General features: G+C 61.2%; 23 protein-coding genes and 2 tRNA genes. 6 read left to right on the top strand and 19 right to left on the bottom strand.

Translation table 11 applies throughout. The features are described 5' to 3' along the window. Window positions 1-60: 60 nt before the first annotated feature. The 7 genes from pheS to ACQ4WM_RS20825 all read right to left on the bottom strand — a co-directional run bounded on the left by pheS (window position 61) and on the right by ACQ4WM_RS20825 (window position 4,946). Entirely contained in the window at window positions 61-1,077 is a 1,017-nt protein-coding gene (gene pheS / locus ACQ4WM_RS20855) for a phenylalanine--tRNA ligase subunit alpha (RefSeq protein ID WP_436548566.1), read from the bottom strand. A gap of 148 nt (window positions 1,078-1,225) precedes the next feature. Then, window positions 1,226-1,585: a 50S ribosomal protein L20 gene (rplT, locus tag ACQ4WM_RS20850; RefSeq protein WP_010399214.1), complete on the bottom strand. Its 360-nt coding sequence runs from the start codon at window positions 1,583-1,585 to the stop codon at window positions 1,226-1,228. A 26-nt stretch (window positions 1,586-1,611) separates the two neighbouring features. Next, window positions 1,612-1,809, bottom strand: a complete 198-nt coding sequence (gene rpmI / locus ACQ4WM_RS20845) for a 50S ribosomal protein L35 (protein WP_038493025.1) — start codon at window positions 1,807-1,809, stop codon at window positions 1,612-1,614. A 227-nt stretch (window positions 1,810-2,036) separates the two neighbouring features. Continuing rightward, window positions 2,037-2,582 (bottom strand): translation initiation factor IF-3, encoded by a 546-nt coding sequence (infC, locus tag ACQ4WM_RS20840; protein ID WP_254926743.1) that lies wholly within the window; start codon window positions 2,580-2,582, stop codon window positions 2,037-2,039. A 27-nt stretch (window positions 2,583-2,609) separates the two neighbouring features. After that, window positions 2,610-4,517, bottom strand: a complete 1,908-nt coding sequence (gene thrS, locus ACQ4WM_RS20835) for a threonine--tRNA ligase (RefSeq protein WP_436548565.1) — start codon at window positions 4,515-4,517, stop codon at window positions 2,610-2,612. Window positions 4,518-4,729: 212 nt separating this feature from the next. After that, window positions 4,730-4,806 (bottom strand) — tRNA-Val (locus tag ACQ4WM_RS20830). A gap of 63 nt (window positions 4,807-4,869) precedes the next feature. After that, a tRNA-Val gene (locus ACQ4WM_RS20825) sits at window positions 4,870-4,946 on the bottom strand. Window positions 4,947-5,080: 134 nt separating this feature from the next. Between ACQ4WM_RS20825 and ACQ4WM_RS20820 the strand changes: the two genes are divergently transcribed. Continuing rightward, a complete protein-coding gene (locus ACQ4WM_RS20820; RefSeq protein WP_436548564.1) occupies window positions 5,081-5,563 on the top strand; it encodes a hypothetical protein in 483 nt (160 codons plus the stop codon). Here ACQ4WM_RS20820 and ACQ4WM_RS20815 read toward each other — a convergent pair. Continuing rightward, window positions 5,560-6,669, bottom strand: a complete 1,110-nt coding sequence (locus ACQ4WM_RS20815) for an acyltransferase family protein (RefSeq protein ID WP_436548563.1) — start codon at window positions 6,667-6,669, stop codon at window positions 5,560-5,562. The two genes, ACQ4WM_RS20820 and ACQ4WM_RS20815, sit on opposite strands and share 4 nt — an antisense overlap. 132 nt (window positions 6,670-6,801) lie before the next feature. Here ACQ4WM_RS20815 and ACQ4WM_RS20810 point away from each other — a divergent pair, with 132 nt between their 5' ends. Next, window positions 6,802-7,755: a M14 family metallopeptidase gene (locus tag ACQ4WM_RS20810; protein WP_436548562.1), complete on the top strand. Its 954-nt coding sequence runs from the start codon at window positions 6,802-6,804 to the stop codon at window positions 7,753-7,755. A 16-nt stretch (window positions 7,756-7,771) separates the two neighbouring features. Here the strand turns inward: ACQ4WM_RS20810 and sugE are convergent, their stop codons facing one another. Then, complete coding sequence (sugE, locus tag ACQ4WM_RS20805) at window positions 7,772-8,092, bottom strand: quaternary ammonium compound efflux SMR transporter SugE (protein WP_436548561.1); 321 nt, start codon at window positions 8,090-8,092, stop codon at window positions 7,772-7,774. A gap of 184 nt (window positions 8,093-8,276) precedes the next feature. Here sugE and ACQ4WM_RS20800 point away from each other — a divergent pair, with 184 nt between their 5' ends. The 4 genes from ACQ4WM_RS20800 to ACQ4WM_RS20785 all read left to right on the top strand — a co-directional run bounded on the left by ACQ4WM_RS20800 (window position 8,277) and on the right by ACQ4WM_RS20785 (window position 10,984). Then, window positions 8,277-8,636: a DUF1304 domain-containing protein gene (locus tag ACQ4WM_RS20800; protein ID WP_436548560.1), complete on the top strand. Its 360-nt coding sequence runs from the start codon at window positions 8,277-8,279 to the stop codon at window positions 8,634-8,636. Window positions 8,637-8,731: 95 nt separating this feature from the next. Next, the gene (locus ACQ4WM_RS20795; RefSeq protein WP_436548559.1) at window positions 8,732-9,028 is read left to right on the top strand and encodes an ArsR/SmtB family transcription factor; all 297 of its coding nucleotides are present in this window, start codon (window positions 8,732-8,734) and stop codon (window positions 9,026-9,028) included. Window positions 9,029-9,069: 41 nt separating this feature from the next. Beyond that, window positions 9,070-10,125 carry an alkene reductase gene (locus ACQ4WM_RS20790; protein WP_436548558.1) on the top strand — a complete coding sequence of 352 codons (1,056 nt, stop codon included), beginning with the start codon at window positions 9,070-9,072 and terminating at the stop codon, window positions 10,123-10,125. Between the two features lie 250 nt (window positions 10,126-10,375). Next, on the top strand, window positions 10,376-10,984 hold the full coding sequence (locus tag ACQ4WM_RS20785; RefSeq protein ID WP_436548557.1) for a 1-acyl-sn-glycerol-3-phosphate acyltransferase: 609 nt from the start codon (window positions 10,376-10,378) through the stop codon (window positions 10,982-10,984). Between the two features lie 8 nt (window positions 10,985-10,992). Here ACQ4WM_RS20785 and ACQ4WM_RS20780 read toward each other — a convergent pair whose 3' ends face one another. From ACQ4WM_RS20780 to ACQ4WM_RS20735, 10 genes are all read right to left on the bottom strand, one after another. Then, window positions 10,993-11,553 (bottom strand): HupE/UreJ family protein, encoded by a 561-nt coding sequence (locus tag ACQ4WM_RS20780; RefSeq protein ID WP_436548556.1) that lies wholly within the window; start codon window positions 11,551-11,553, stop codon window positions 10,993-10,995. Further along, a complete protein-coding gene (gene ureG / locus ACQ4WM_RS20775; RefSeq protein WP_436548555.1) occupies window positions 11,550-12,182 on the bottom strand; it encodes an urease accessory protein UreG in 633 nt (210 codons plus the stop codon). The genes ACQ4WM_RS20780 and ureG overlap by 4 nt, the downstream gene beginning before the upstream one ends. A gap of 23 nt (window positions 12,183-12,205) precedes the next feature. Beyond that, window positions 12,206-12,886 carry an urease accessory protein UreF gene (locus ACQ4WM_RS20770; protein WP_436548554.1) on the bottom strand — a complete coding sequence of 227 codons (681 nt, stop codon included), beginning with the start codon at window positions 12,884-12,886 and terminating at the stop codon, window positions 12,206-12,208. Continuing rightward, the gene (gene ureE, locus ACQ4WM_RS20765; protein WP_436548553.1) at window positions 12,886-13,398 is read right to left on the bottom strand and encodes an urease accessory protein UreE; all 513 of its coding nucleotides are present in this window, start codon (window positions 13,396-13,398) and stop codon (window positions 12,886-12,888) included. The genes ACQ4WM_RS20770 and ureE overlap by 1 nt, the downstream gene beginning before the upstream one ends. Window positions 13,399-13,416: 18 nt before the next feature. Next, complete coding sequence (gene ureC, locus ACQ4WM_RS20760; protein WP_436548552.1) at window positions 13,417-15,117, bottom strand: urease subunit alpha; 1,701 nt, start codon at window positions 15,115-15,117, stop codon at window positions 13,417-13,419. Between the two features lies 1 nt (window position 15,118). Beyond that, the gene (locus ACQ4WM_RS20755) at window positions 15,119-15,448 is read right to left on the bottom strand and encodes an urease subunit beta (protein WP_308921822.1); all 330 of its coding nucleotides are present in this window, start codon (window positions 15,446-15,448) and stop codon (window positions 15,119-15,121) included. A 29-nt stretch (window positions 15,449-15,477) separates the two neighbouring features. Further along, on the bottom strand, window positions 15,478-15,780 hold the full coding sequence (locus tag ACQ4WM_RS20750; RefSeq protein ID WP_308921823.1) for an urease subunit gamma: 303 nt from the start codon (window positions 15,778-15,780) through the stop codon (window positions 15,478-15,480). An 18-nt stretch (window positions 15,781-15,798) separates the two neighbouring features. After that, complete coding sequence (locus tag ACQ4WM_RS20745; protein WP_436548551.1) at window positions 15,799-16,668, bottom strand: urease accessory protein UreD; 870 nt, start codon at window positions 16,666-16,668, stop codon at window positions 15,799-15,801. A 204-nt stretch (window positions 16,669-16,872) separates the two neighbouring features. Then, entirely contained in the window at window positions 16,873-18,285 is a 1,413-nt protein-coding gene (locus tag ACQ4WM_RS20740; protein ID WP_436548550.1) for a S41 family peptidase, read from the bottom strand. A gap of 129 nt (window positions 18,286-18,414) precedes the next feature. After that, window positions 18,415-20,628 carry a GGDEF/EAL domain-containing response regulator gene (locus ACQ4WM_RS20735; RefSeq protein ID WP_436548549.1) on the bottom strand — a complete coding sequence of 738 codons (2,214 nt, stop codon included), beginning with the start codon at window positions 20,626-20,628 and terminating at the stop codon, window positions 18,415-18,417. Window positions 20,629-20,687: the final 59 nt, after the last annotated feature.

Raw genomic sequence — 20,687 nt, 5'->3', positions numbered from 1 at the left:
CTCACGGCGCGAGCACAAGCGGCGCTCAAGCGCCATGAATCATACGGAACAAAGCTTAGCTTAGTTAAATTGCTTCAGGAAACGCAGGTCGCCTTCATAGAACAGGCGCAGGTCGTTGATGCCGTAACGCAGCATCGTCAGGCGTTCCAGGCCGGAGCCGAAAGCAAAGCCGATGAATTTCTCAGGGTCCAGGCCGAAGTTCTTCACCACGGTCGGATGCACCTGGCCGGCGCCCGACACTTCGAGCCAGCGGCCTTTCAACGGGCCCGAACCGAAAGCGATATCGATCTCGGCCGACGGTTCCGTGAACGGGAAATACGACGGGCGGAAACGCACTTGCAGGTCATCGGTCTCGAAGAAGGCCTTGACGAAGTTCAGGTACACGCCCTTCAGGTCGGCAAAGCTGATGTCTTCGGCGATCCACAAGCCTTCAACTTGGTGGAACATCGGCGAATGGGTGGCATCGCTGTCGACGCGGTAGGTACGGCCCGGCGCGATGACCTTGATTGGCGGCGTATGCGTGCGCGCATAGCGTACCTGCATCGGGCTGGTGTGCGTGCGCAGCAGCAGCGGCTTGCCGTCGGTGTCGTTGCCGTCGATATAGAAGGTGTCCTGCATGGAACGGGCCGGATGGTTTTCCGGGCTGTTAAGCGCAGTGAAGTTGGTCCAGTCGTTTTCGATTTCGGGGCCGTCGGCCACGTCGAAACCGATCGAGCGGAAGATTTCCTCGACCCGCTCCCAGCTGCGCATCACGGGATGGATGCCCCCCGGCATGCGGCCACGGCCTGGCATGGTGACGTCGATCGCTTCGGCGTTCAGGCGGCCTTGCATCTGTGCATAGGCCAGCGCATCACGGCGCGCCGTCAGCGCGTCTTCGATCTGCACCTTGACGGCATTGATCAGGGCGCCTTGCGCCTTGCGCGCGTCCGGGTCGAGCTTGCCCAGGCCCTTCATCATTTCGGTAATCTGGCCGGTCTTGCCCAGATAGCGGGCCTTGGCGTTTTCAAGGGCGGCAGCGTCTGCGGCGGCGATAAAGTCAGCCTGGGCCGAGACGACGAGTTGTTCTAGGGAGTTCATACGGCTTTTCCTGTTTTGGAAATCTATCCTGGATTGTGTCATACAGAACCCAGCAATCAAAAACGGAAACGGGGCACAAGGTGGTTGTCCACCCCTGCCCCGCTCTTTATAACGTCACCTTGCGAGTGACGTTGTGCAATGACCGTGCTTACGCAGCGATTTTTGCTTTGACTGCATTGACAATCGCAGCGAACGCTGGCTTGTCCATCACAGCCATATCGGCCAGGACTTTACGGTCCAGTTCGATATTTGCTTTTTTCAGACCGTTCATGAATACGCTGTACGTCACGCCATGCTCACGGGAAGCGGCGTTGATACGGGCGATCCACAGGCGGCGGAAAACGCGTTTCTTGTTGCGGCGATCGCGGTAAGCGTATTGGCCAGCGCGCATGACTGCTTGCTTGGCAACACGGTATACACGGCTGCGGCGACCACGGTAGCCTTTAGCTTGAACAAGAATCTTCTTATGACGGGCACGAGCTGTAACCCCACGTTTTACTCTAGGCATAGTAACTCCTTAAATTGAGTGTGAGATTAAGCAGTCGGCATCATGCGCATGACGGACGTGACATCCGATGCGTTGATGTTACGGGTACCGCGCAACTGACGTTTGTTTTTGGTGGTTTTCTTGGTCAGGATGTGGCGTTTGAACGCGTGACCCGACTTGACTGTTCCACCTGGACGCACGCGAAAACGTTTTTTCGCGGAGCTTTTGGTCTTCATTTTAGGCATAGCAATCTGTCCTCTTACGGACAGCTCCATTTATAACAGGATTGCAGGTGGCAACACGACGCTGCGCTTAGATGCCTGCTTTCACATGTTGTGCAGCGGATGCGAGTCCACTACAGTTTGAGCGGCCCGGACATCACTGGCCGGGCCGCTCAAAATTCTGCCTGGAATCACGTCTTGCACCAAGCCTGGCGCACCGATGTCGATTCACAGTAAAACGCTATTGTAACTTATTTTTTCTTCTTCGGCGAAAGGACCATGATCATCTGGCGACCTTCCATCTTCGGAAACTGCTCAACCTGGCCAAACGGCTCCAGATCAGCCTTCAGACGCTCAAGCATGCGGAAACCGATATCCTGGTGCGCCATCTCGCGACCACGGAAACGCAAGGTGATCTTGGTCTTGTCGCCGTCTTCAAGGAACTTGATGAGATTACGCAACTTGATATTGTAGTCACCATCATCAGTCCCCGGACGGAATTTGACTTCCTTGACGAGGATGATCTTTTGCTTCAATTTCGCTTCGTGAGCCTTCTTCTGCTCCGAATACTTAAATTTGCCGTAGTCCATCAAACGGCACACCGGTGGCTGCGCGGTAGGCGCAATTTCCACCAGATCGACGTTTGCCTCTTCCGCCAGGCGGAAGGCTTCAGCCAAACTTACGATACCGAGTGGCTCGTTATCGACCCCGCTTAAACGCATTTCAGGGGCAGTGATTTCGCCATTGATGCGATGTGACTTGTCAGTAGCTATTGTAATTTCCTTTAAAAATCTGATAAGACGGTCGTGCAGCGAGTTTCCTCGTCAGGCCTTGGTGTCGACTTCATGTTTGAGTCGCTCTATCAGGGCATCGACGGACATGACGCCCATATCGACATTGCCCCGCGCCCGCACGGCCACTGTATTGGCATCCCGCTCTTTGTCGCCCACCACCAGGATGTAAGGCAATTTTTGTACGGAATGTTCACGTATTTTATAGGTAATCTTCTCGTTACGCAAATCAGCCTGTACGCGTATGCCCGCTTTGCGTAGTTTAGTTGCCACTTCCTGCACATAATCGGCCTGCGCGTCCGAGATATTCAATACCGATACCTGCATCGGCGCCAGCCACAAAGGCATTGCACCGGCATAGTGTTCGATCAGGATGCCGATGAAACGTTCCAGCGAACCGACGATCGCGCGGTGCAGCATGATCGGTACCTGGCGCGTATTGTCGATCGCCACATATTCGGCGCCCAGACGGCCCGGCATCGACGGATCGATCTGCACCGTGCCAACCTGCCATGCACGGCCCAGGCTGTCTTTCAGATGGTATTCGATCTTCGGACCGTAAAACGCGCCCTCGCCCGGCAGCTCTGTCCATTCCACGCCACAGGCGCGCAGCGCCGAACGCAGCGACTCTTCCGCCTTGTCCCACGATTCTTCGGTGCCGATACGGCTGTCCGGGCGCAGGGCCAGCTTGACGTCGATATTGGTAAAGCCGAACGCCGTATAGACATCCATCGCCTGCTGGTGGAAGGCCGTTACTTCGCCGGCGATCTGCTCTTCGGTACAGAAAATATGACCGTCATCCTGGGTAAAGCCGCGCACGCGCATCATGCCGTGCAAGGCGCCCGATGGCTCGTTGCGGTGGCACTGGCCGAACTCGCCGTAGCGCAGCGGCAGGTCGCGGTAGCTGCGCATGCTGTTGTTGTAGATCTGCACGTGACCGGGGCAGTTCATCGGTTTCAGCGCATACGAGCGGTTTTCCGATTCCGTGATGAACATGTTTTCACGGTAGTTGTCCCAGTGGCCGGTTTTTTCCCACAGTCCACGATCGAGAATCTGCGGCGCCTTGACTTCCTGGTAGCCGTTGACCTGGTAGACATTGCGCATGTATTGCTCGACCTGCTGCCAGATCGACCAGCCTTTGGGATGCCAGAAAATCAGGCCCGGTGCTTCTTCCTGGAAATGGAAGAAATCGAGCTGTTTGCCCAGCTTGCGGTGATCGCGCTTTTCCGCCTCTTCCAGGTTGTGCAGATACAGCTCCTGGTCTTCTTTTTTGGCCCAGGCCGTACCATACACGCGCTGCAGCATCTCGTTTTTCGAGTCGCCGCGCCAGTAGGCGCCAGCCAGCTTCATCAGCTTGAAGACTTTCAGCTTGCCGGTCGACGGCACGTGCGGGCCACGGCACAAGTCGGTAAATGAACCTTCCGAATACAGCGACACTTCCTGGTCGGCCGGAATCGCGGCGATCAGTTCGGCCTTGTACGCTTCGCCGATGCTGGCAAAGTACGCAATGGCTTCATCGCGCGTGACGACCTTGCGCGTGACGCGCTCGTCTTTTTTGGCCAGCTCTGCCATTTTCTTTTCGATCGCCACCAGGTCTTCCGGCGTGAACGGACGCTTGTAGGCGAAATCGTAATAGAAGCCGTTGTCGATCACCGGGCCGATGGTTACTTGCGCATCCGGGAACAATTCCTTGACGGCATGCGCCAGCAAGTGGGCGGTCGAATGGCGGATCACGTCCAGCCCATCGGCATCCTTGTCGGTGATGATGGCCAGTTCGGCGTCCTGCTCGATCAGGAAAGACGTATCGACCAGCTTGCCGTCGACCTTGCCGGCCAGTGCCGCCTTGGCGAGACCAGTACCAATATTGGCCGCAACCTGGGTCACGGTGACCGGGCCGTCAAATTGACGGGCGGAACCATCGGGAAGTCGGATTGTAAGCATATTGATCTCCATGTCGGCGCTGGCGCCAGGTAAAACTGCAGTGTGTGCAGATGAAAAATACTGAAAGGAAAACGCAGACGCAAAAAAACGCGGACTAGCCGCGTTTTTCACTTTTTCAGGACAAAGCAAACCCGTTCGACTAGCGTCACTCCCAAAACCTGGTAGTAGTTCGCGGTGTCATAACCGGTGACCCTTTCTTGATTACTGCATTCTGGTGGGCGGTGAGGAATTCGAATCCCCGACCCCTTGGATGTCGACCAAGTATTCTAACCAGCTGAACTAACCGCCCTTAAAACTTTTTATCGATCGCTTGTTGCGCGATTACCTGCTGAAACTGCTTGCTGCAAAATTCTGGTGGGCGGTGAGGAATTCGAATCCCCGACCCCTTGGATGTCGACCAAGTATTCTAACCAGCTGAACTAACCGCCCCGAAGACCAGCATTATAGAGAGGCTTTCCCGGAATGACAAGGGCTGTTTTACGGGAAACTTTAACAGTTCCCGGGCGTCAGCCGTTTTCGCCGGCGCCATGCCGATGCACCGCCAATGCCGTTAAAATCGCCATATGAACTCCACTCTATCATCGACCTTATTAAGCTGGCTCAAAACCCTGAGCCGCATCTGCGGTTTTGAAACGGCTGATTCGTTTCCGCCCGGTCACCAATATGCGCGCACGCACTGGGATGCGGCGTATTTCGATATCGCCTCCGACGTCAAGCCGGACGAGATCGAACGGCGCCTGTGTGCGGCGATCAGCAACACGCCCAGCGTATTTGCCTATATCACCAATCCCACACCGCGCATGCAGCGCGCCCTGCTGAACATGATCCACGACCGCCTGCGCCGCCAGCCGGGCACAGGCGCCACCGACCTGGTACTGCTGTTGATCCACGCCTATGACAGCCCGCATATCATGGAAGCCGTGCCGGGCCTGCGCGCGCTGATCCGCGACACCGAGCACGAAGCAACTAATCCGAGAGTGCACGCGATACTGGAGTTGCTGCTCGGCACGCCGCGTGGCATCGATGTGATCGATATGCCGGCTTAACGGTGATTGGCCGGAAAGTAGCGTGCACGCAAGCGCATGAACGGCGTTTCCACCAGGCTATACAGCAGCCAGCCGCTGACGATGCTGGCGGCGACCATCACCAGCACCGCCGGCAAGCCGTCCGGCGCAAGGCCATGGCCCTGCAAGATAGGGCTGAGCAAAATGCACAGCTGCTTGTGCAGCAAATAAATCGCATACGACCACAGGGCCAGGCTGGCCGCCCCTGGCACACGCACCTGATACAAGACACTGCCCGGACTCATGGCCGCCACCAGCAACAGGCTGAAGCTGATGGCCAACGCCGGATAGCCGAGTACGGTCACCCAATAATCGAAATGGTGGTAGAAAAATAGCGTGAACATCAAGGCCGCACCGGCCAGGCCGGCCAGCAGGGTGCGGTTGCCATGCGCGGTGATGCGCGACCAGGCGGCCGGATGATAGTTCTTCAATAGCGCCAGCGCCACGCCCGCCACCAGTTCGTCGAAGCGGCACCACGACGCGTAATAGATATATTTGTAGTAGCCCAGGCCGCCGCGCGGCACTTGCACATACTCATCCCATATATACGCACGTACCAGCATGCCGGCGGCGAAGCTGGCCGCCACCGCCACCCACGCCCAGCGCAAGGACTTGCGGTGGGCGGCAATCGCCAGCACCACAAGCGGCAGCAGCACATAGAACTGCTCTTCCACGCACAGCGACCAGGCATGCGAAAAGGCGGTGCCCGGCGTCAGATTAATATTTTGCGTAAAGGTCAAAAACTTCCACAGCGGCAGCAGCGCAAAATCACCGCAGAACGCAGGCCACAGATAATACAGCGCCAGCACGAAGTAAAAATTGGGCAAAGTGCGCAGCAAACGGCGCGCATAGAAATGCGGCAGCGAAAAACCCTGCTTGCGGCGCAAAGCCGCAAAGATCTGGTTGCCGATCAGATAGCCGCTCAGGGCAAAAAACAGGTCGACGCCAATCCAGCCTGTCTGGCCCCAGAAACCGAACACGCCGGCACTGACAAACAGCTCGTAATGATTGGCAAACACCAGCACGATGGCCAACGCGCGCAGAGTATCGAGGCCGTACAGGCGGGGATTCATGGGGGAACTGGTCATGGTCAGCGGCGGTAAAAGCAGGCAATGGCGCAGATCATGCCACGTGCGAGAACTGCCCGCCCACATTTTCAGCGGCCCCTGGCGTGATTGCCGCTAAAATATGGCGACCCGTTTTTCATATAGGAAACCAGCATGAGCAGCGCACTCCACTTCAAATCCATCAACTACACGGGCCAGGGCAGCGGCCCGCGCCTGATCGTTACCGGAGCAGTTCACGGCAATGAAACCTGCGGCACCAAGGGCATACAGCGCGTGATGGCGGAAATCGACAGTGGAGCACTGGCCATCCTGGCCGGCAGCGTGACCTTCGTGCCGATTACCAACCCGCTGGCCTACGCCAAGGGCGTGCGCAGCGGCGACCGCAACCTGAACCGCAACCTGTTCCCCAACGACAATCCGCAAGATTTCGAAGACCGCATCGCCAACTGGCTGTGCCCGCTACTGGGCCAGCACGACGTGCTGCTGGACCTGCACTCGTTCAATGCCGACAGCCAGCCCTTCGTGATGGTCGGTCCGCGCAACAACGACGGCCCGCTGCAGCCGTTCCAGCATGAAGAGAAAGAACGGGCGCTGGCACGCCGCCTGGGCGTGCGCCGCTTTGTCGATGGCTGGCTGCAAACCTATGGCGCCGGCGTGCAGCGCCGCCTTGCCGGCAGCGACCAGGTCGGCCTGGTCTTGCGCTATGGCGTGGGCACCACCGAATACATGCGTTCGACGGGCGGCTATGCGCTGACCCTGGAATGCGGCCAGCACGCCGACCCGGCCGCACCCGACGTGGCTTACCGCGCCATCATCAATACCCTGGCCTTCCTGGGACTGATCGACGCGCCACAGCCGGCGCCGATTGCGGACGCCGACATGGAAGCGTTGAACATGGTAGTGGTGCACGACAAGCTGCACGCTGGCGACCGCTTCATCAAGAGCTGGTCGAGCTTTGACAGCGTCAAGCAAGGAGAGCAAATCGGCGTGCGTTTTGATGGTACGCCGGTGACGGCCGAGTTCGACGCCTACATTCTGTTCCCTGACGTCAACGCAGCAGCCAATGCTGAGTGGTATTACCTGGCGCGTGTCAGTCCGAGTTTCTGATTGGCGCTGCCCGGGTTTAGTGCGAACTGAGCAGCTTCAGGCCGAGGATGCCGCAGACGATCAGCGCGATGCAGGCGATGCGCGCCGCGCCGGCCGGCTCGCCCAGCACCATGATGCCGAAGATGGCCGTGCCAACGGTGCCGATGCCGGTCCAGACCGCATAGGCAGTGCCCAGCGGCAAGGTACGCAAGGCCAGGCCCAGCATCAGTACGCTGCCCAGCATGGCAGCCAGGGTCAGTGCTGACGGTAGCCAGCGGGTAAAGCCTGCCGTATATTTCAGGCCGATGGCCCAGGCCACTTCCAGCAAACCGGCCAATACCAAGATAAACCATGCCATATTTTTCTCCTGAAACAGGTGGCAGGGTCGTCCCTGCCATGTAGCCCCATTATCGGGCGGGGTCGTCCCCGCAGGAGCAAAACGGCACTATACCATTGGCTAGAATATTTGCTCCAGGCAAAAAATCCCCGCTGCCTGCCGGCTTGCCCGATAATCAATGCTTTATCTTGCTTCGGGAGTCCCCATGTCAGTTCTGGCCCAGATCGTTACCGCCCTGATCCTGCTGCTGCACGTGTATATCGTGCTGCTTGAAACCGTGCTGTTTGACACTCGCGGGCGCAAGGCGTTTGCGCTCAGCAAGGAAAAAGCGGAGGTCGTGCGCGCCGCCATGTCCAACCAGGGCTGCTACAACGGCTTCCTGGTCGCCGCGCTGGCGACCGGTTTCCTGCATCGGGATCCAGTCGTTGCCCATGCCTTTACCATCTATGGCTTGCTCTGCATCGCCGTGGCCGGCATCTGGGGCGCGGCCACCGTCAAGAAAAGCATCTTGTACCTGCAAACCGTGCCGGCCGTGATTGCCCTGCTGCTGCATCACTTCGCCTGATCCTTGCCTTGGCCGCGCGCGGCCAGCAGGCTTTTCGTTTATATCGTAATATTGCGATATTGCGATATTGAAATCCGAAAGGCCCGATACATACCATGGACATCGACGCCATCCACAAGGCGCTGGCCAATCCCGTGCGGCGACAAATACTGCAATGGTTGAAACAGCCGGAGCAGCATTTCAGCGAGCAATCGCTGCCGCTCGAGCTGGGCGTGTGCGCCGGCCTGATCGACCGCCGGCTGGGACTGTCGCAATCGACGGTATCGGCCCACCTGGCGACCTTGCAAAAGGCCGGACTGGTGTCGACCAAAAAGGTCGGCCAATGGAGTTTTTTCAAACGCGACGATACGGCCATCGCGGCGTTTCTTGAGCATATGCAGCAAGATTTGTAAGCACCAGCCGTCCTGCGGCCAACCCTATGAAAGCACACGACATGACCACTTTATTTGACCCGATCACCATCGGCAGCCTGCAACTGAAAAACCGCGTCATCATGGCGCCGCTGACGCGCTCGCGCGCCGAGAACCCGGGCCGGGTGCCCACCGAGCTGATGGCCGAGTACTATGTGCAGCGCGCCTCGGCCGGCCTGATTATCTCCGAAGCGACCGCCGTCACGCCACAAGGCGTGGGCTATGCCGATACGCCGGGCATCTGGTCCGACGAACAGGTGGCAGGCTGGAAGAAAATTACCGACGCCGTGCATGCGGCCGGCGGCAAGATCGTGCTGCAACTCTGGCATGTGGGCCGCATCTCCGCTCCGCTGTTCCTGGACGGCGACCTGCCCGTGGCGCCAAGCGCCATCAAGCCGGCCGGCCATGTCAGCCTGGTGCGCCCGATGCAGGAATACGTCACGCCGCGCGCGCTCGATGCAGAAGAAATCCCCGGCATCGTGGCGGCCTACCGCAAGGGTGCGGAAAATGCGAAAAAAGCCGGCTTTGACGGCGTGGAAGTACACGGTGCGAATGGCTACCTGCTGGACCAGTTCCTGCAAGACAGCACCAACCAGCGAAGCGACAACTACGGCGGCTCGATCGAGAACCGCGCCCGCCTGATGCTGGAAGTGACCGACGCCTGTATCGCCGTATGGGGCGCCGACAAGGTTGGCATGCACCTGGCGCCGCGCCGCGATTCACACGACATGGGCGACTCCACACCGCGCGAGACCTTCGGCTACGTGGCGCGCGAACTGGGCAAGCGCGGCATCGCTTTCATCTGCGCACGCGAAGCGCTGGGCGACGACCGCCTGGGCCCCTACCTGAAGGAACAGTTCGGCGGCGTGTATATTGCCAATGAAAAAATGGACAAGGCCGCTTCCCAGGCGCTGCTGGACAAGGGCGAGGCCGATGCGGTCGCTTTCGGCCTGTGGTTTATCGCCAACCCGGACCTGCCGATCCGCCTGCAAACCGATGCGCCACTGAATGCGCTGAACGCCGAGACGATCTACGCCAAAGGCGCCACCGGTTACACCGACTACCCTGCACTGGCCTGATCCCTGAGCCATCAATCGGCCACGCCGCCAACAGTCGCGGCGGGCGTGGCCGCCACCGTTGTTCCTGCATCACCCCCTCCTCCCTTCGTCCTGCAAACAGCAAGCTGTACAGCCTGAAAGCAAGAACTGGCATGGCCATGCTTGTCGTGGCCGTCTTTGGCAGATAGAATGCCTGCGCGGTTTTTTTGCTGTGGAGAAATCGTCTGCGCTTGCCGCCCAAGCCCACTATCGACAACAAGGACGACACTTCATGGAACAGCATTTTGTGCAAACAGATGATTTGCCCACCTGGCGCCGCCGCAGCGCCTTGCGCATGCTGCATTTGTTCGGCTGGCGCGTGCGCTTTCGGCCCCTGCCCGGCCCGCGCGGCATCGTGGTGGTGTACCCGCATACCTCGAACTGGGATTTTCCGATCGGCCTGTTTGCCAAGTGGGCGCTGGATCTGCCGTTTCGCTGGCTGGCAAAAGACGCGCTGTTCCGCGGCCCGCTGGGCAAACTGATGCGCTACCTGGGTGGCGAACCGGTGGACCGCAGCACCACCAGCGGCACTACCCTACGGCAGGCGCAGCGCATGCTGGCCGCCGACTGGTACTGGCTGGCGATCACACCGGAAGCGACGCGCAGCTACCGCCCGAACTGGCGCAGCGGCTTTTACCACCTGGCGCTGGCCGCCAACGTGCCGCTGTTGCTGGTGTATATCGACTACCCGAGCAAGGTGCTGGGCATGGTCGACCATTTATACCTGACGGGCGACAAGGAAGCCGACATGGCGGCGATAGCCGCCGCGTATGCCGGACACCAGGGCTTGCATCCTGAAAATGCCTCGCCCATCGTGCTGTCCGAAAAGCGCCCCGGCTGAAGTCAGCTTCAGCTGATGCCCATCAGCACCAGGCCGGCCGCCGTCATGGCCGCACCCGCAACGCGCACGATGCGCACCGCCATCACCTGACCGATAAAGCGCCCAGTCATCAGCAGAATGGCGGAGGCCAGCATAAAGCCGAAAGCGGCCGAAGCGGCCGGCAACTCGTGACCGTGGGCATTGCCGTGCGCCAGCGCGAACAGGCCCACCAGGCCCACGCCCAGCCAGTTCGGCAGCGACAGCGCCAAAGCGATAGCCATGCCGGTCAGCGCAACGGTGGCGGCGATGCCCATTTCCAGCCCGGGAATGCCGAACCCGGCCATGCCGGCCAGTGCACCCAGCAACATCATGCCCAGAAATGTTGCGGGCTGCGCCAGGCTGCGCCGCTGCTGGCCGCCCCAAATGCCCACACCGAGCATCGCCAGCAGATGGTCGAGCCCGGTAAACGGATGGGCCACGCCGGCCAGGAAGCCCAGCGCTTCGCCATGTCCCGGATGCGCCATGGCCGGCAGCGCCAGCATGGAAAGCGTGGCCAGCACGGCCGTGTGTTTCAGGGAAAAGGTATTCATTGCGTCTCCTGTTGATCGAGCAGACCTTGCTCGCGAATAAAATCGATCACGGCCTGCACGCCGTCGCCGCTGCGCAGGTTGGTAAACACAAACGGCCGGCTGCCGCGCTGCTGCCTGGCGTCGCGCGCCATCACGTCCAGGTCGGCGCCCACGTGCGGCGCCAGGTCGGTCTTGTTAATGATGAGCAAGTCCGAACGCGTGATGCCGGGGCCACCCTTGCGCGGAATCTTTTCGCCGCCGGCCACGTCGATCACATACAGCGTCAGGTCCGACAATTCCGGGCTGAAGGTGGCGGCCAGATTGTCGCCGCCCGATTCGACCAGGATCAGGTCGAGGTTGGGGAAATCGGCCTGCATGCGGGCGATCGCCTCGAGGTTGATCGAGGCGTCTTCGCGGATCGCCGTGTGCGGGCAGCCGCCCGTCTCCACGCCCATCAGGCGCTCGGCCGGCAAGGCGTCGGCGCGCAGCAGGATCTCCATGTCCTCCTTGGTATAGATGTCATTCGTGATGACGGCCATGTCATAGCGTTCGCGCATGCCCTTGCACAGCATTTCGCACAGGGCCGTCTTGCCGGAGCCTACCGGCCCGCCGATGCCCACGCGCAGCGGATTGGAAGTTGTCGATGTCATTTTCTAGTCTTTCATTGAATGATTCAGGAGCGGTACAGCCGGCTGTACTGCACTTCGTGCCGCATCGACAGCAGCGACAGGCCCGGCGTCCAGTTGCCCATCTCGTTGTCTTGCAAACTCTGCGCGGTGACGGCCGCCGCTTCCAGATCGGAGCGCAGCGACAGCAGCAAACGCTGGCCGGCAACCTGCCCCAGCGGCACCGATTTGACACACACCAGCACCTGATTTTCGGCCCAGGCAAACAGCATTGCCAGCAAGGCCTGCTGGTGCGGAATCTGCAGCGCCGCCACCGCACAGGCATAGGCCGTCGGCAGCGCAACTTCCGCTTCGCTCTGGAGCATGGCGATCAGTGCGCCGTCGGCCACACCAAGTTCGCCCAGCAGCTTGGTCAGCGAATAGCCCATCTGTATGGTCTCGGCGCGAAACTCCGCCGTATCGCGCGAAGCGATAAAGCGCTCGCTCCAGCGCCGCACGCTGTCAAAGTCCTGCTGTTCGAAGGCCTGCATCAGGCGCCAGCACAAAGGCGCTTCCCAGCGCGCCACCACGTTCGCCAGATGTTCGGCGATCCAGTGGCGGGCGCTGGCCGCATCGCGCACGGCGCCGCTTTCAAGCGCCGCTTCCAGCGCCTGCGAATAGCTGTAGGCGCCAATCGGCAGGGCCGGACTGGCGAACTGCAGCAAGTGCAGCAGCGCGGACGCCTGCATCAGGCCGCGTCGCCGGGACGGTGGATTTTCTGGCGCAACGGTACCGGCGCCAGCAGATGCTGGCCGTGCTCGTGGTGGCCATGGCCACCGCCATAAGCGCCCGCCTCGGGTTCGAATGGGGCGCTTTCTTCCGTCACGAGCGCCTGCAGGCCTTCGAGCATTTCCTTCAGGACCGGGTCCTTGCGGATACGCAGAAAGCCATCGCCCACCTGCGCCTGCGTGTGGCGGTTGCCGAGGTGGAAAGCGCAGCGCAGCAAGGTATGCGCATCCGCACAGCGCACCAGGTAGGTCGGTTCGCGCGCGGCGACGATCTGTACCACGCGGCCATCTGGCCCCGTCATCAGCTCGCCATCGCGCAACACCGTGCCGCGCACGGTAAAGACGGCCACTTCCTCGCCGGTGGACAAGGTGGCGCGCAGCCGGCATTTTTCGCGCTGGTCATACGGCAGCACCAGTTGCCCGATAATCGCGTGGCTGTCGTCGGCCGTCAATTTGGTATGCAAAGTGAGCATCGTGATTCTCAATGAGTCCTAGAACAAAAAATAGCGCTGCGCCATCGGCAGCACGCTGGCCGCTTCGCACACCAGCAACTGGCCGTCGGCACGCACGGCGTAGGTTTCCGGATCGACTTCCATCTGCGGCGTGGCGCCGTTATGTATCATGTCGCGCTTGCGCAGGCCGCGCATGTTTTTCACCGCGATCAGCGTTTTATTGAGCTTCAGCTGATGGCCGATATCAAGGTCATAGGCCGCCTGCGAGACAAAGGTAAACGACTTTTTCAGGCCGCCGCCAAAGGCGCCGAACATCATGCGGTAATGCACCGGCTGCGGGGTCGGGATCGAGGCATTCGGGTCGCCCATCTGCGCCGCCGCAATCATGCCACCCTTTAAAATCATCGACGGCTTGACGCCGAAAAAGGCCGGTTTCCACAGCACGATGTCGGCGATCTTGCCCGGCTCCAGCGAGCCGACCACATGCGAAATACCATGCGTGATGGCCGGGTTAATGGTGTACTTGGCGATATAGCGCTTGACGCGGAAATTGTCGTTGCGCGCGCCGTCGGGGGCGAGCGAGCCGCGCTGCACCTTCATCTTGTGCGCCGTCTGCCAGGTGCGCATGATCACCTCGCCGACGCGGCCCATCGCCTGCGAATCGGACGACATCATCGAAATAGCCCCCAGGTCATGCAGAATATCTTCGGCGGCAATCGTCTCGCGGCGGATGCGCGACTCGGCAAAGGCCACGTCTTCGGCGATCGCCGGGTCCAGGTGATGGCATACCATCAGCATGTCCAGGTGTTCGTCGAGCGTGTTGACGGTAAATGGGCGGGTCGGATTGGTCGACGATGGCAGCACGTTCGATTGCCCGACGGCGGCGATAATGTCCGGCGCGTGGCCGCCGCCCGCCCCTTCCGTATGAAAAGTGTGGATGGTGCGGTCCTTGAAAGCGGCCAGGGTGTGCTCCAGGAAGCCGCCTTCGTTGAGGGTGTCGCTGTGCAGCGCCACCTGGATATCCATGCGCTCGGCCACCGACAAACAATTGTCGATGGCGGCCGGGGTGCTGCCCCAGTCTTCATGCAGTTTCAGGCCGATGGCGCCGGCGCGCACCTGTTCTTCGAGTGGCGTCGGCAGGCTGACATTGCCTTTGCCCATAAAGCCCAGGTTCATCGGGAACGCGTCGGCCGCCGCCAGCATCGAATGCAGATGCCATGGCCCCGGCGTGCAGGTGGTGGCGGCCGTGCCGACGGCCGGCCCGGTACCGCCCCCCAGCATGGTGGTCACGCCGCTCATCAGGGCTTCCTCGATCTGCTGCGGACAAATGAAATGGATATGCGTGTCGACCCCGCCGGCCGTGACGATCATGCCTTCGCCGGCGATGATCTCGGTGGCGCCGCCAATCGCCAGCGTCACGCCGGGCTGGATGTCGGGGTTGCCCGCCTTGCCGATGCCGAAAATCAGGCCATTCTTCAAGCCGATATCGGCCTTCACGATGCCCCAGTGATCGACGATGACGGCGTTCGTGATAACGGTATCCATCACCTCTGCCGCATTGCGCTGCGACTGGCCCATGCCATCGCGGATCACCTTGCCGCCACCGAATTTCACTTCTTCGCCATAGATGGTGTAATCGTGTTCGACTTCGATGAACAATTCCGTGTCGGCCAGGCGAATGCGGTCGCCCTTGGTCGGGCCGAACATTTCGGCATAGGCGCTGCGGGGAATACTGGCCATCTCATTCCTTTCCGGGTGGAGTATCTTTCAATTCGCCCATGACCTCGCCATTGAAGCCGAATACCTTGCGCTCGCCGGCCAGCGCCACCAGTTCCACTGTGCGCTGCTGGCCCGGCTCGAAGCGCACGGCGGTGCCGGCGGCGATATTGAGGCGCATGCCATAGGCGCGCCAGCGCTCGAACGACAGCGCCGGGTTGACTTCGAAAAAATGAAAATGCGAGCCGACCTGTATCGGCCGGTCGCCGCGATTGGCCACCACCACGGTGGCCGTGGTACGGCCCGCGTTAATGCTGATTTCGCCTTCTTCCAATCTGTATTCGCCTGGGATCATGTCCGGCTCCTGTAAAAATGCTGCGGTGACTACGGTATCGGGTTATGCACGGTCACGAGCTTGCTGCCATCGGGGAAGGTCGCCTCGACCTGGATATCGGGAATCATTTCGGCTATGCCGTCCATGACATCGTCGCGCGTGAGTATCTGCGCGCCATCCGACATTAACTGGGCCACCGACTTGCCGTCGCGCGCGCCTTCCATGATGGCTGCGCTGATCAGCGCCACCGCTTCCGGATAATTGAGTTTCAGGCCGCGCGCCAGGCGCCGCTCGGCCAGCAGCGAGGCCGTAAAAATGAGCAGCTTGTCTTTTTCGCGTGGTGTCAAATCCATGGTTGTCCTTTTGTATGGTCAGGTATTCCAGATGCGGGGAACCGCCGCGGCGCGCCCCAGCAAGGCCGGGCGCAGCAACTTCCACGCGGCCAGCATCACGCGGCGCGCCGCCTCGCTGTCGTCGCACAGCAGGCGCACCACCAGCACCGATTTCATTTGCGTCGCGCCAAACTTCGCGCCCTCGGGCACGGCCAGTGCGCGCAGCGCCGCCAGCACTTGTGCCGGCAACTGCATGCCGACCGCCAGCAAGGTCGCGCACACGCTGTGGCCGGCCATACCCAGCGCGCCTTGCATCAATGAGCCGCCAGCGACCAGCGTGCCCTGCTCCCACCACAGCAGTTTGCCGCCGCGGCGTATCTGCGTGTGCTGGCCGATGCTGCCGGTGTTGAATGATTCACCCGAGGCGCTACGGCCCAGGCAAACGATATCGAGGCCAAGGTAACTGGCGTCTTGCGCCAGGTCGACTTCATGGCGCAGGCGCACGCAGGCCTGGTCGAAGAAAATGCTCTCCTGCGGCAGCCATTCGATAGCGCTGCCCGCGCCCGCGCGCAACACGATGTGCTGGCCCGAGACATGGCCATTGGCGCGGTACCATTTGGCAGCGCCCGGCGAGGTGAGCAAGGCGTGCGCCCCATCGCCAACCGTCGCGTCGACGGCCAGCTGGTCGCCACCGACCACACCGCCCGGCGGGTGCACAATAATGGCGTGGCAGACCGCGCCGCCTTCCGGATACAGCGGCTTTTGCACGCGCAGCGGCCCGCTGTGACGGCGCTCGACCAGGCGACTGACGTCGCCGTGCAAGGCAAAGCCCAGCGTCAGCTGTGCCTGCCATGCCCCATGGGAGGGCTCGGCGTCGGTCGTCAATATGGACGTGCTGCAATCAGGCATGGCGGTAGTCAGTGCACAAGCAAATAAGCTTGATCAAAGCACGATGCGTGCCAATGCCTGAACTGGCAGCGGGAGGGAGGAAGTGACAATCATGCACCGCCGTGTGGCGGCTGCACCATCATGGGGCGCTTGCTGGACGCGATGCACCCAAGCCGGTGCCAGTTCTGCAATGGGGATCGTCTCTCGTAGTCAACCGGGAAGGCTTCAGAGCTGCCTGATCCATTGCAGGGCGGCCTCAAGCACCGCGTCCCGGTGGTCTTCAGGCTGGGTATCAAGCGCATGGTCGGGTGCGATTTTTCCCAGGATTACCTGGCCATTTCGGTCGGCATAACGCCCAGTGCTGATGGCCAGACTGGCTCCATCCGGCCAGGGGCGGTCGAACACACTGGTGGTCAATCCCGCAGTGGCGGCGCCAAAGGTCGCGCTGTGCGGGCGCTGCAGAAAAGCGGTCAGCAGGGCTTCTCCGGCACTGGCGGTGCGATTGCCGATCAATAGTGCCACCGGCTCACGCACGCCATCGAATATGGGATCGGCGCCGGTGAAATACGGTTCCTGGTCGTCGCTATCGGCTGGAATGCCGAAGGCCCAGCGGCGGCGCTTGCCGTTACGGTCGACCGTATAACCGACATCGATGTTGCCGTAGAGTGGGCGAAAGCCGGCAATCAATGGCCCGGTGCTGCCGCCGCTTTGTTCGCGCAAATCGACAATCCAGCGCCGCGCGCCGCGCTCATGCATGTCGCGCAGCACGTCGCGCACCTGGTGCGCGTAGCGTTGCCGCGCTTCCCGGGTGACGGGCGCCTTGCTGAAAAGCTTCACATAAGCCAGATCAGGCGCCAGCAGTATGGCGTCAATTGCGTGGTCGTCAGACGGACTTCCGGCACGCTCGCGTGCCTTGCTGGCGTCCAGGATGCGAATTTCCTCGACCGTGAGGAACCGGCTATGCGGGTCGCCAAGCAGGCGAACCACGTCCTTCAGCGTCAGACTCAGGTCGGCTGGCGACACGGCGCCGCTGACGCTGATGCCGGCACTTTGGCGCAAGGTGCGCAGCCGGTCCGCATCGTAGTACAGATAGTAGTTGGTCAGCTTGTCGAACGCTTGTTCCAGATAGGCCGCACTGTCCTTGCTCATCTGTCCCGGTGCGTACACCGCGCTGCTCCTGCTGAGCGACAGTGTATGGATATGAAGTTGGGCCGGTCCGCTGTTTACCTGGATAAAAACACCTACCTTGTCCGCTTCCGGGGGTATGTACGCGCTGGCCTGCAGCAGGCCGCCACTGAAAAGGTAATTGCCGCCACTATGACTGGCCACCTGGTCGCCGTGATAGGCGGTGATCAGGATGCTGAGACTGATGGCATCGGGCGTGCTCAAACGCAGGTCGGCGTTGAGATACAGACGCCGCCCCGCCACTACCAAAGCGGGCATGACCGCAGCGACTTCCGAGGCCTTGCCGGCACAAGTGGTCAGCGCGGCGTCCGCACCGAGGCGCAAGTCTTGCGCGACACCGCATTCGCTCGTTACCCGAAAGCTCGCGGTGACAGGCTGTACAACGGGCACGCCGTTGGCGGCTGCGACGGTTCCCCACAACAGTGCCAGCAGAAACGTCATCAGTGACTTCATGCAGACAACTCCATCTGCGCGGCCAGGCACGATAATGATCCTTTCTGTTCGCTACGCGCGGTGCTCATATCCAACCTGATTATTTCATCGACGCCATGGACTTCGGCCAGCCCTTGAAGATCACGGCAATCATATGACGCAGAACGGCCCCTGCTCGCGCAGCAACGCCGTGAAAGCTTCGAGCGCCAGCGGACGGCTGAAATAATATCCCTGCATTTCATCGCAGCCATGGCGGGTCAGGAAGTCGACCTGCTCGCGTGTCTCCACGCCCTCGGCGATCACCCGCATGTGCAGGTTGTGCGCCAGCGAGATTACCGACAGGGCAATCGCCGCGTCGCTGCTGCTGGTGGTAACGTCGTCGACAAATGATTTGTCGATCTTCAGCACGTCGATCGGAAAACGCTTCAGGTAGCCCAGGCTCGAGTAGCCGGTGCCGAAGTCGTCAAGCGAGATGCTCACACCGATATCTTTCAGGCTGGTCAGCGCGGCGACCGCCTTGTCCGGGTCGCCCATCACCGTGCTTTCGGTGATCTCGATGCCCAGGCAGGCCGGATCCAGGCCGTATTTGTGCAAGGTCGCCTTGACGAACGGCACGGTGCGATCCTGTGCGAACTGCTTGCCCGACAGGTTGACGGCCACCTTGATGCTGCCCAGGCCGGCACTTTGCCAGGCGCTGATCTGCGCACAGACACTGTCGAGTACCCACTCGCCGATGGCCGTGATCAGGCCGTATTCCTCGGCCAGCGCGATGAACAGGTTCGGCGGCACCTTGCCCAGCACCGGATTATTCCAGCGCAGCAGCGCTTCGGCACCCAGCATGGCGCCCGTACGCAAGCACATCTGCGGCTGGTAATGCACCTCGAATTCGTTACGCGCGATGGCGCCGCGCAGTTGCTGCTGCATGGCCAGACGGGCGCGGATATCGTTGCCCATGCGTTCGGTGAAAAACGCGTAGTGGTCGCGCCCCAGTTCCTTGGCCCGCACCAGCGCCGTGTCGGCATGGCGCAGCAGATCGTCGAAAGTATCGCCGTCGGCCGGGCACATGGCGATGCCGATGCTGGTGTTCAGCACCAGGCGGTCGCCGCCCACGCTCAGTTCTTCACGCAGGCCGGCCAGGATGGCTTGCGCCAGTGCCATCGTGCGCCCCAGCAGCGCGTCGTCCTGCAGCAGGATCTGGAACTCGTCGCCGCCCTGGCGCGCCACCGTGTCGCCTTCGCGCACGCAGCCCGTCAGAAAGCGCGCCACCACTTGCAGCGCCTTGTCGCCCACGGCCTGGCCGTGCGAGTCATTGATGTTCTTGAAGCGATCCAGGTCCAGGCACATCAGCACCAGTTGCTGGCCCTCGCGGATGGCAGCCGGGCGCTGCTGCTCAAAGCGCTCGCGTACCAGCGCCCGGTTGGGCAGCCCCGTCAGCGCATCGTGCCAGGACAGGAAATCGATCAGGTGCTGCTCGGCCTTGCGCTCGCTGATATCGAGGAATACGCCGATGTAATTGATGACGTCGCCGTGCGGGCCATACACCGTGGTCGCGCTCAGGTGGCTGGGGTAGATGTCGCCGCTCTTGCGCCGCGTCTGCACCTCGCCAGACCAGCAGCCACTGGTGCGCAAGCCCTGGCGCAGCGCCTCCAGGGCTGCCTCGCCCACCTCGCCCACCTCGCCGGCGTGCAGGCGCATGATGTCCATGCCGCGCACGTCCTGCGCCGTATAGCCGGTGATGCGCGTGAATGCCGGATTGGAGGTGAGGATGATCCCTTGCGGGTCGGTAATCAGGATGGCGTCCTGGGTGGCCTCGAACACCTGGCCGGACAAGCGCAGCAGGTCTTCGTTGGCGCGCCGTATCTGCACTTCGCGCGCAAGGTTGCTGGCCACCTGCTCCAGTTCGGCCGTGCGTTCGGCCACCCGCTGCTCCAGCGTGGTGCGTTCCTGCGTCAGTTGCAGCTGCGCCCGGCGCAGGCGCACATGGGCGTCGGTACGGGCCAGTATTTCTTCAGCCTGGAAGGGTTTGGCAATAAAGTCGACGGCGCCCAGCGCAAAGCCGCGCACCTTGTCGTCGGTGTCGTGCTGCGCCGACAGGAAAATCACCGGCACCTGGCACAGTTCGGGCGAGGCCTTCAGGCGGCGGCAGACCTCGAAGCCGTCGAGGCCGGGCATGCGCACATCGAGCAGAATCAGGTCGGGCGGACGTGATTGCGCCGTCCACAGGGCCAGCTCGCCATTCGGCGCCTGGCGCACGGCATAGCCGGCGGCGCCGAGCAGGTCGCTCAACAGCTTGAGCGACGCCGGGGTATCCTCGACGATCAGTACTTCGCCCTTCGTATTGACTTCCGGAAAATCGCGATGCATGTAGCAGTTCTCTCAGCTCTGGATAAGGCGCAGCGATTGCCGGCGCGCTGGACAAGACT

This window comes from Janthinobacterium longum, from assembly GCF_051380735.1.
GTDB lineage: Bacteria > Pseudomonadota > Gammaproteobacteria > Burkholderiales > Burkholderiaceae_D > Janthinobacterium.
Note: the sequence above shows the minus strand (reverse complement) of the source record. Positions and strands in the feature narration are given on the sequence as shown.